The sequence below is a fragment of the Sphingomonas oligophenolica genome (assembly GCF_006438955.1).
Classification (GTDB): domain Bacteria; phylum Pseudomonadota; class Alphaproteobacteria; order Sphingomonadales; family Sphingomonadaceae; genus Sphingomonas; species Sphingomonas oligophenolica_A.
The window spans coordinates 1-10,981 of the sequence record NZ_RCZK01000025.1; the positions used below are offsets into that span (position 1 = coordinate 1).

Consider the following 10,981-nt stretch of genomic DNA (forward strand, 5'->3'; position numbering starts at 1 on the left):
CAGACCGGCCTTCCCGAGCGCACCGGCCAAAAAATCGTTCGCCAGTGTCAGTTCGCCGATCTTGGCGTGCAGCACAGTCACGTCGATCGCCGGTTCGCTCGCGGCCGGCTCCGATCCGAATACGTCCGCCGCGCCCTCCAGCAGCCGGGATCGCCACTGGTTGATGAGGTTTGGATGCACGTCATACTGCTGCGCCAACTCGGCCAGCGTCTTCTCACCCTTYACGGCAGCCAGAGCTACCTTGGCCTTAAACGCCGGGCTGTGATTCCGGCGGGGTCGCTTGCTCATCTTGCCTCCTTGGGGCGGCCAACATGGCCGCGGTCAGATMGGCAATCCACTTATCCCCGCTGTTCAGACTTCCCGAGACACCTCTGATTGCACGGGTAACCAGATAGGAAAATGGCTGCCCCGTTGCTTTGACAATGCCAGGCTGACCCATGTTAGCCCAAACGCCGCTTCCCGATTCCTTCGGAACCTTCGCACGATCGGTAGGGTTAATTCGTCTAGCCAGCAGGGAGACAACGATTGTCCACCGACACGGGGGTCAAAATTAGTGCCGATCGCGACCCGATATAAATATAGACTTTGTTTGTCATCGCAACGACTTAGCAGGCTGTAGCCGGGGTCCCACTTCGGCGCTTATCTACAGACGACGAGCACTGACTCATCCACGATCGCGGTTCTTGCGGATAATGGCGACGATAATGATTGCGAACGCCGCCAACCGGACAAGATAAACCCACGCGCGATCTTCGACGTCGATCTTGGGTATCGTCAGAACGGCCTGAACTCCCAATATGAAAAACGCGGCTGCGAACGAGACGAACAGTTCGTCTCGCGTCCGCGTCCAGAAGCGAAGGAAGAACGCCGAGCCGGCAAAGAACCCGAACGCGGTAGCGCCGATCAGGAATGGAATGAGCATATTCGATTACTCGTCCTGCGCCGACCATATGAAACCGAAGATCAAGGTACTGACGCCGGCCAAGGACAGGAATGCGCGAAAGATACGCAGATCGTCGTCGGGAAACGCTAGTAGGTCGAGCACCAGCATCAAGTTATTTGCGGCCAGCAAGCCGAAACAGATTGCGCTCCACAGTAGCAGGGGCGCGCGGCCTTTCGCGTAGGTGCGTCCCAAGAGCACCATGCAAGCGGTACTCGCCATAAAGCAAAGCAGATAAACGGCGGGTGCAAAATATGAGGTCATTCCTCCCCGTCCCGCAGTTTGAAAGCTTCAGAGAAAGCGTTTATGCTGGCGTGACGCCAGCGGATGATCGATCGCCTGACGGACATCGGGGAGCTCACGTAGAGCGCGGCCACGTCGGCGAATAATTGGTCGATCCTTTCGGACGCCGGTTGATAGCGCACGCCGTTCGCGTCTTCGACGACGAGCCCTGCGACCGACAATTCGTGGATGGACGTTGATACCACGAGGTCGCTGGCGCGAAGCGCCCCAACCAACTCGTGCTGCGTCCATGATCGTCCGGGATTTCGCCCCATCAGCAGCGCTGTCTCGAGCGACCAGACGGAACTGAAGGTTTCGCGCGCAAAGTCCGTCACCTCCTTGTCATTGGGCATTGTCGGCAGCCGTCCTCATTGCACTATCATATCGGTCAGCCGCTAAGGCGACACGGTCTTTCCCACCCGCTATCACGGCAGCAAGCTTCACATAATTTGCGCCGCCACCATCGCCCGCGAAATCGCGTCCTGCAATTGCGCCGGGGTGAATGGTTTGGTCAGTGCGACAATATCCTCTGCGGCTAGAGAAACGACGTTCTCCTCCGCATAGCCGGTGATGATGATTGCAGGCAGGCAGGGCCGGATCTGCCGTGCTCTGCGAATGACTTCAAGCCCTGAAAGTAACGGCATTGCATAATCGCTGATCAGCAGGTCGACGCTTTCGGGGTGTGCGCCGAGTCGATCGAGAATTACAGCGCCGCACGGCGCACTCCAGACCTTGTGACCGAAATCCTCGAGTAACGCGGCGGTAGTCGCCCGGACGCCTTCATGATCATCGACCAGCGCCAAGTTTAGGCGCTCGGTCACGACCGAAAGCCCCTGGACGGCTTCGCGGCCCTCTGCGGACGGCTCACCGGCGAAACAAGGCAGCCACAGCTCCACTCTCGTGCCTTTGCCTTCCTCGCTCGTGATATGCATCGTGCCGCCGGACTGGCTGGTGAAACCGTAGACCATGCTCAGGCCCAAGCCGGTTCCCTTGCCGATTTCTTTGGTGGTATAGAATGGTTCGAGCACACGTTCGATCAGTTCGGGGGGGATGCCGTGGCCGGTATCCGCCACCGTCAGGACGACGTACCGTCCCGCGGCCAGTCCCAGATCGTTGAATATGTCGACGTCTCTGTCGCGCGCGGAAATGGTAATAACGCCGCCGTCGGGCATGGCGTCGCGCGCGTTGATCGCCAGATTCATCAACGCGAGTTCGAGCTGCGCTTCGTCGGCATACGGGGTGCAGACGTCAGGCGCAATTTCCCACACGATCGCCACCAGGCCGCCGAGGGTATGAGACAGCAAGTCGTCGATGGTGGCCGATAACGATGCGATATTTACGGCAGCAGGCTCGAGCTTCTGCTTTCGCGCGAACGATAACAGGCGCGACACAAGTTCTGCGCCTTGGCCGGCCGCATGCTGGGTCATCGCAAGAATTTTGGCCTGAGCGTCATCGAGAGGAATGCGCCGCTCGATCATACCAAGACCGCCGATCACCGCGGCGAGCAGATTGTTGAAATCATGCGCAATGCCGCCGGTCAACTTTCCGATGGCGTCCATCTTGCGAACATGGAGTAATTGAGTCTCCAGATCCTTGCGCTCGGTGACGTCCAGCAGCGTGCCGGCATACTCGAGACGTTGACCGTCGGCATCGCGCAAAAATACCGCCTGATCTAAGAAATGCTTGTAAGTGCCGTCAGCGCATTGCCAGCGGTACTCAAGCGCCAGCGAATGCCCGTTCACCCGATCCGCGACGGCGGACAACACCCGCTCCCGATCGTCGGGATGGAGACGATCCTGCCAAAGCGTCGGCGAACGTTGGAGCTCGTCGGATCCGAACCCAGTCAATGCCTTGAAATCGCCGCTGACGAAATCGGGCATGCGCGGCCAGGTTCCGACCGTCTCGAGATAGAGCAGGATCGGCAACGACTGGATGATCGCACCCTGGCGCTGTTCCGACAGTCGCAAGGCGCGCTCCGCACGCAACCGTTCGGCGTTGGCTTTCAGCATCTCGTCGAGCAGCGCCTGCTCCTTGGCGGCCTTGCGCTGCATCTCACGGTTCATCAGAAACAGATCGACGAACACCGCGACCTTCGATTGGAGGACGACCGGCTCGACCGGCTTGAAGACATAATCGACCGCGCCCATCGAATAGCCGCGCATCAGGTGCTCGATTTCCTTGTTTACCGCCGACAGGAAAATGATCGGGATCCGCTTCGTATGCTCGCGGCCGCGGATCATCTGCGCGGTCTCGTACCCGTCCATGCCGGGCATGTAGACGTCGAGGAGAATGACCGCGAAGTCGCCTTTCAACAGGTGCCGCAGCGCCTCTTCACCCGATTTGGCGACGACGACTTCGGCCACGTCCTCGAGCACGTTGGTAATCGCCAGGAGGTTGTTAACGTCGTCGTCGACGACCAGGATCCGCGCTCTGTCGACGACGGAGCCGTCCGCGCCGCCCGCCTTGTCGAGCTGTTCTCGGCCTACGCTCTCCGACACCTTGGAAGCCAGCGACTCCATCATGGTCATCGGCGTCACTCAGCCGCAGCCGAAACCACGGTTGTTTCCATAAATCGGTTCTCGCGCGAGCGCGCAATCCATACTCTCAACAGCGCGAGCAGCAATTCGATATCGACTGGCTTGGCGATATAATCCGACGCGCCTGCGTCGAGACACTTCTGACGGTCACCCTTCATCGCCTTGGCGGTCACCGCAATCAGGGGGATATTGATCAGTTCCGGCAGCACGCGGATTCGCCGCATAGTTTCATAACCGTCCATCTCGGGCATCATGATGTCGATCAACGCTAGGTCGACCCCCGGCGTCTTTTCGAGAATGAACAGGCCGTCCTTGCCACCCTCGGCATGCAGGACCTCAACATCGTAGCTTTCCAGGACACTGGTGAGCGAATAGATGTTTCGGATGTCGTCATCGACGATCAGAATCCTGGCGCCAGCGAGTTCGGGGACGGCGGGCAAGGATGTCGGCGAATCGGCCCGGTCGAGCATCTCAACGGCGGTGACCGCGGGGGTCCGCCGGATGACGTCGCTGAGTTCGACGAACAGCCGTGCCAAAATATCCGCAGAAGCCGGTTTCTCGGTCACGCCGAACGCGCCCATGTCCAGCGCCCGGGCGACACGATCGGCGCCGGAGATGATGTGAATGGGAACGTGCATCGTCAAGGGATCGTGGCGCAGCAGATCGAGCAGCACGAAGCCGTCGATGTCGGACAGGCCCAGGTCGAGCGTGATCGCGCCCGGCTTCAGCTTTCGCACAAGCGCCAGAGTCCCCGCGCCAGCTGTCGCCACGACACCCTTCAACCCTGCCTCACGCGCCAGATCGAGCAGGATCGATGCAAAACTGGGGTCGTCCTCGACGATTAGGACGAACGGCGATTCGTCAAGCGCGTCGCGGTCATCAACGACTTCCAATTGAGCGGGAAGCGAATGCAGGACCACCGATCCACTGTTGTCGTAGCGGGCGGTCGTCGTCGTGCCGGCTTGCGCGGCCGATGCCTCGACCTCGATCGGTACGAACAGCGTGAAGGTCGACCCTTCGCCAGCGGTCGACCGGACCTGGAGCTCGCCACCGAGCAGACGCGCGATTTCGCGGCTGATCGAGAGGCCAAGCCCAGTGCCGCCATATTTCCGGCTGGTCGTGCCGTCGGCCTGTTGGAACGCCTCGAAAATTAGCTTCTGTTTGTCGGTGGGAATGCCGATCCCGGTGTCGGCGACCGAAATCTCGATCGCGCGATCGACATTGCGCAGCACCGGGTGGTTGGTGCTCCAGCCCGCGGTGGCGTCGCGTACCGCAAGCGTCACGCTGCCGTGCGAGGTGAACTTGAACGCGTTTGAAAGGAGGTTGAGCACCACCTGCTGCAGGCGCTTTTCGTCGGTGCGGATCGATGCCGGCAGCCGGGCATCGAACTCGACCTTGAAATCGAGGCTCTTATCCGTGGCAAGCTGGCGGAAGGTGCGCTCCATGTGCTGCTTCAGGCCGTTCAGACGCATGTCGCCGATCTCGATCGACACCGTGCCCGATTCGATCTTCGACAAGTCGAGGATGTCGTTGATGAGGTTGAGCAAGTCGGACCCGGCCGAATTGATCGTACGCGCGAATTCTGTCTGCTTGTCGTTCAGGTTGCCCTGCGGGTTGTCTGCCAGCAGTTTCGACAGGATTAGGAGTGAATTGAGCGGGGTGCGCAGTTCGTGGCTCATATTGGCGAGGAATTCGGACTTGTATTTCGACGTCAACGCGAGCTGCTCGGCCTTTTCCTCGACCGCGCGGCGCGCCATTTCGATCTCGAGGTTCTTGGCTTCGACCTGCTTCTTTTCATTCTCGAGCAGCTGCGCCTTTTCCTGCAGCTCTTCGTTAGTGGCGTGGAGTTCTTCCTGCTTGGTCGTCAGTTCGGTCTGGCGTGCCTGCAGCTCCTGGGTCAGCAGCTGCGATTGTTTCAACAGTCCCTCAGTGCGCATCGTCGCCGCGATCGTGTTGAGCACGATGCCGACCGATTCCATCAGCTGATCGAGGAAGCTTTGGTGCGTCTCGTTGAACTCGCTGAACGAGGCCAGCTCGATTACGGCCTTGACGTCGTCCTCGAACAGCGCGGGCAGAATATTGATGTTGGTAGGTACCGAATGCCCAAGCCCGGAGCCGATGCGGATGAAGTCGCCGGGAATGTTCTGGAGAAGGATCGGGCGCTTGTCGGCTGCGGCCTGACCGACCAGTCCCTCGCGCAGCTTGAACTCGCGCTTCAATTCACCGTGGTTCTCCGCCCCGTAACTCGCAACCAGTTCAAGCTTGCTCTCATGCTCGTCGCGATTGGTTACGTAGAACACGCCGTATTGGGCGTTCACTAGCGGCGCGAGTTCGGACATGATCAGGTTCGATACCGTCGCGAGATCGCGTTCGCCCTGCAGCATCCGCGAGAAACGCGCGAGGTTGGTCTTTAGCCAATCCTGCTCCGCGTTCTTGAGCGTCTGCTCCTTGAGGTTGCGGATCATCTCGTTGATCGTGTCTTTGAGCGCGGCCATCTCGCCCGACGCCTCAACCGCGATCGATCGCGTCAGATCCCCCTTGGTCACGGCTGTCGCCACATCGGCGATCGAGCGGACCTGGTTTGTGAGGTTGGCGGCGAGCTGGTTCACGTTATCGGTCAGATCGCGCCATAGGCCTGCGGCACCGGGCACACGCGCCTGGCCGCCCAGTCGACCCTCGATGCCGACCTCGCGCGCCATGTTCGTCACCTGATCGCCGAACGTCGACAGTGTCTCGATCATCCCGTTGATCGTATCGGCAAGCGCGGCGATCTCGCCCTTGGCATCCACCGCCAGCTTGCGCTTCAGATTGCCCTGCGCCACCGCGGTCACGACGTCGGCGATGCCACGCACCTGGTTGGTGAGGTTGGTCGCCATCAGATTGACGTTGTCGGTCAGATCCTTCCACGTCCCACCGACGCCGGGCACCTGCGCTTGCCCGCCCAGCTTTCCCTCGGTGCCGACTTCGCGCGCGACGCGCGTCACCTCGGATGCGAAGCCGTTGAGCTGATCGACCATCGTGTTGATGGTGTCCTTCAACTGAAGAATCTCGCCCTTTACATCGACGGTGATCTTTTTCGACAGATCGCCCTTGGCGACGGCGGTCGTCACGTCGGCGATGTTCCGTACCTGGCCGGTCAGATTGTCGGCCATCAAGTTCACATTGTCGGTCAAATCCTTCCACGTGCCGGCGACACCGCGGACCTGCGCCTGACCGCCCAATTTGCCCTCGGTACCCACCTCGCGCGCGACGCGCGTGACCTCCGACGCAAACGAATTCAGCTGATCGACCATCGTGTTGATGGTGTCCTTCAGTTCGAAGATTTCGCCCTTCACGTCCACGGTGATTTTCTTCGACAAGTCGCCCAACGCCACCGCCGTGGTCACCTCGGCAATGTTACGCACCTGGCCTGTGAGGTTGGCCGCCATTGCGTTCACATTGTCAGTCAGATCCTTCCACGTTCCGCCGACGCCTTCGACCTGGGCCTGTCCGCCCAGGCGCCCCTCGGTTCCGACCTCGCGCGCCACGCGGGTGACTTCGGACGCAAACGAATTGAGCTGGTCGACCATGACGTTGATCGTGTTTTTTAGCTCGAGGATTTCGCCCTTCACGTCGACAGTGATCTTCTTCGACAGATCGCCACGAGCCACGGCGGTCGTCACTTCAGCGATATTGCGAACCTGACCCGTCAGATTGCCGGCCATCAGATTGACGTTGTCGGTCAAATCCTTCCACGTACCCGCGACACCCTCGACCTGCGCCTGACCGCCGAGCTTTCCTTCCGAACCAACTTCGCGTGCAACGCGCGTGACCTCGGATGCGAAGCCGTTGAGCTGATCGACCATCGTGTTGATCGTGTTTTTGAGCTCGAGAATCTCTCCATTAACGTCGACGGTTATCTTTTTGGACAGATCGCCCTTGGCGACCGCGGTCGTCACGTCGGCGATGTTACGCACCTGACCAGTAAGATTCGCTGCCATCAAATTCACGTTCTTAGTGAGATCGGCCCAAGTGCCCGCCACCCCCGGAACTTGCGCCTGACCGCCCAATTTACCTTCAGTCCCCACCTCGCGCGCGACGCGGGTCACTTCCGAGGCAAAGCCGTTGAGCTGATCGACCATCGTGTTGATTGTATTTTTGAGCTCTAGGATCTCGCCCTTCACATCGACAGTGATCTTCTTCGACAAATCGCCCGACGCCACCGCGGTTGTCACCTCTGCGATATTGCGCACTTGGCCGGTCAAGTTGTCGGCCATCAGATTGACGTTGTCGGTGAGATCCTTCCACGTGCCTGCGACACCGGGGACCTGCGCCTGACCGCCGAGTTCGCCCTCCGTTCCGACCTCACGCGCGACGCGGGTTACCTCAGAGGCAAAACCGTTGAGCTGATCCACCATCGTGTTGATTGTATTTTTGAGCTCTAGGATCTCGCCCTTCACATCGACAGTGATCTTCTTCGACAGATCGCCCGACGCCACCGCTGTCGTCACTTCGGCGATGTTGCGAACCTGGCCGGTAAGGTTGTCGGCCATCAAATTGACGTTGTCGGTGAGATCCTTCCACGTGCCCGCGATGCCCTCGACGCGCGCCTGGCCGCCCAGCTTGCCCTCGGTGCCGACTTCGCGCGCGACGCGGGTCACTTCGGACGCGAATGAGTTGAGCTGATCGACCATCGTGTTGATCGTGTTCTTGAGTTCGAGAATCTCGCCCTTGACCTCGACGGTGATTTTCTTGGAGAGGTCGCCCGATGCGACCGCGGTCGTCACTTCGGCGATGTTGCGCACCTGACCCGTCAAATTGGTCGCCATTGCGTTGACGTTGTCAGTCAAATCCTTCCAGGTGCCAGCCACGCCCTTCACCGTCGCCTGCCCGCCGAGCTTGCCCTCGGACCCGACCTCGCGCGCGACGCGGGTCACCTCGGACGCGAACGATGCGAGCTGCTCAACCATCGTGTTGACTACTTTGCCGATCCGCAAGAACTCGCCGCGCAGCGGTCGGCCGTCGATCTCGACCGTCATCGATTGCGACAAGTCGCCCTTGGCGACCGCGCCGATGACGCGCGCCACTTCGGCGGTGGGTTGTACCATGTCCTCGATCAATTCGTTCACCGATCGGATCGCGCTTTCCCAGCCGCCCGTAGCGGTCTTTACCCTCCCGCGCTGATTGATCTTGCCTTCCTTGCCGACAACCGCCGACAGCCGTTCGAACTCGTCCGTCATCTGCTGATTGAGGCCGACTACTTCATTGAAAAGCTGGGCTAACTCGGCGTCCGGCCCGCCCAAATCGTCGGGCAGGCGGATCGTGAAGTCGCCTCGACGCAGTCTGCGCAGCGCGTTGATCAGCTGGCGTCGGTTCAGGGCGTCACGGGGAAGATCGGTGCTCAAGCGTTACTCCTGAGAATGACCCCAGCGATGGTTATGCCCCCCGGCTTGTTGCCCAGCATACTAAATACATAGCAGGCTACAATCCCAAAACGCGGGTACGGGGAAGATCCCCGGCAGTTTCATCTTCATCTGCCGGGTCTATGGTTCGCGCAGAGTCTGGCACGACCTCTGGGCCGCGACCGTTTCTCGGGGGTCGGAGGAGTTTGACGGGCTGATGGAGGTGGGTCGCCTGATTGTAAGGCAGCGGCGCCCGCGGGTTGCCGTGGGTTGATCGCCAATCCCCTGCGCCGCGCCCTCAATCAAAATCCCTTCAGCGTAGATTGTGCGTCAAGGCTAGACGGACGACAGACAATTGTCCGGGAGCGGACGTTGCGCGCACCCAAACGCGGTGGGTCTGCACAAAATCGTCTTGATCGAGGACAAAGTGCGGCACGAATTGCCCGAGACTGGGTTTTGTAGTCGAAGGAGCCCTGCACATGACCAAGGTTTATGACACCCCGTCCAACGTATCAGCCGATGACGATCAAGTTCACCTTGACGGTCCGGACGGCGTAGCGGTGTCGTTAACCCCAGAAGCCGCGCTAAAAACGGCCTCCAGGATCGACCAAGCTGCGCTCGAAGCGCTGATCTACAAGCATGGCAAGACAACTCATAGCTATCCGGATGGCTTTCGCATTTCGCATGGTAATGGGGCGCGGGCATTTGTCGATCCTGTGAATGGCGAGGTCCATGGCAGTGGTGAGGGGGCCCGACGCGTTAGTTCGGGCGAGGGCTCACATACCCCCCACGGCGACGGCGCACCCGCCAGCAACCGCTCGGACACACTTGATTAAGCCCCTGGCACGATCATCGAAGAAGCGGAGTAAGTCATGCGCACAGCTAGCTGGCTATTTTTATGTTGGCCAACCGCGAAGCTAGGGAGCGAGTGAGGCAATGTCGATGGATCGCTTTTTTACCAAGATCGCGTCTAAGAGCGCAAATGCGATGGGCCAGCCTGTTGCTTTTCTTGGGTCAACCCTGCTCGTCGTGATCTGGGCCGTCTGCGGCCCGCTCTTTCACTATTCTGACACGTGGCAATTGGTGATCAACACCGCCACGACGGTGCTCACGTTTCTGGCCGTCTTCCTGATCCAAAACAGCCAGAACCGTGATGGAGCTGCGATCCAGGCTAAGCTGGATGAGGTGCTGCGAGCGCTCGACAATGCGCGCGGTGCTTTCATCGGTATCGAGCATCTTACGGACACCGAAATATGCGCGATCCGGACTGCGCTTGAACATGAGGCGGCGGGCGGCGGCCCTGAAACCGAGGACGCTGAGGCCAGCGTGGATCAGCTGTTGAAGCGGCACTGAGCGAGCGTCGCGCTAACCCGTGTAGGGGCGCTGTCTGATGGGGTGGACGCCCCGCGACGGCATTTTGTGCCAAAGTAGGTGTGTCGATCACCTATGAGCAGGAGGCGTCCGTGGGAGAAGTTTGCACAATCGGGTTGGACATCGCGAAGAGCGTTTTTCACGCGCATGGCGCGGATGCGACAGGGCAGCAGTGTTCAGCCGGCGGATCACGCGCGGCAAGGTTCTGGAGTTTTTCGTCGGTCAGCCTCCTTGCCTGGTGGCGATGGAGGCGTGCGCAGGGGCACATCACTGGGCGCGCGAGTTGACCCGTATCGGTCATGCAGTTCGGCTGATCCCGCCCACCTACGTGAAGCCATTTGTGAAGCGCCAGAAGAACGATGCTGCGGATGCCGAGGCGATCAGTGAAGCGGCAGGGCGGCCGAACATGCGGTTTGTGGCGGTGAAGAGCGAGGAGCAACAGGCTTCGGCGCTCGTATTCCGCACCCGTG

General features: G+C 60.1%; 7 protein-coding genes and 2 pseudogenes. 3 read left to right on the forward strand and 6 right to left on the reverse strand.

Annotated elements, in window-relative coordinates; translation table 11 throughout:
• The 6 genes and pseudogenes from EAH84_RS15140 to EAH84_RS15165 all read right to left on the reverse strand — a co-directional run.
• Positions 1-288 (reverse strand): annotated as a pseudogene (locus tag EAH84_RS15140) (transposase); the annotation flags it as partial.
• A 376-nt stretch (positions 289-664) separates the two neighbouring features.
• A complete protein-coding gene (locus EAH84_RS15145) occupies positions 665-922 on the reverse strand; it encodes a DUF5985 family protein (RefSeq protein WP_140872814.1) in 258 nt (85 codons plus the stop codon).
• A gap of 6 nt (positions 923-928) precedes the next feature.
• Complete coding sequence (locus tag EAH84_RS15150; protein WP_140872815.1) at positions 929-1,204, reverse strand: DUF5985 family protein; 276 nt, start codon at positions 1,202-1,204, stop codon at positions 929-931.
• Positions 1,201-1,575: a hypothetical protein gene (locus EAH84_RS15155; RefSeq protein ID WP_140872816.1), complete on the reverse strand. Its 375-nt coding sequence runs from the start codon at positions 1,573-1,575 to the stop codon at positions 1,201-1,203. The genes EAH84_RS15150 and EAH84_RS15155 overlap by 4 nt, the downstream gene beginning before the upstream one ends.
• 87 nt (positions 1,576-1,662) lie before the next feature.
• Positions 1,663-3,750, reverse strand: a complete 2,088-nt coding sequence (locus EAH84_RS15160; RefSeq protein ID WP_241656648.1) for a response regulator — start codon at positions 3,748-3,750, stop codon at positions 1,663-1,665.
• A gap of 5 nt (positions 3,751-3,755) precedes the next feature.
• Positions 3,756-9,143 (reverse strand): HAMP domain-containing protein, encoded by a 5,388-nt coding sequence (locus EAH84_RS15165; RefSeq protein WP_140872817.1) that lies wholly within the window; start codon positions 9,141-9,143, stop codon positions 3,756-3,758.
• A 476-nt stretch (positions 9,144-9,619) separates the two neighbouring features.
• On the opposite strand from EAH84_RS15165, the gene EAH84_RS16150 reads away from it, so the two are divergent.
• From EAH84_RS16150 to EAH84_RS15180, 3 genes and pseudogenes are all read left to right on the forward strand, one after another.
• On the forward strand, positions 9,620-9,976 hold the full coding sequence (locus EAH84_RS16150) for a hypothetical protein (RefSeq protein WP_140872818.1): 357 nt from the start codon (positions 9,620-9,622) through the stop codon (positions 9,974-9,976).
• A 106-nt stretch (positions 9,977-10,082) separates the two neighbouring features.
• On the forward strand, positions 10,083-10,493 hold the full coding sequence (locus tag EAH84_RS15175; RefSeq protein ID WP_140872820.1) for a low affinity iron permease family protein: 411 nt from the start codon (positions 10,083-10,085) through the stop codon (positions 10,491-10,493).
• A gap of 110 nt (positions 10,494-10,603) precedes the next feature.
• Positions 10,604-10,981, forward strand: a pseudogene (locus tag EAH84_RS15180) (IS110 family transposase); the annotation flags it as partial.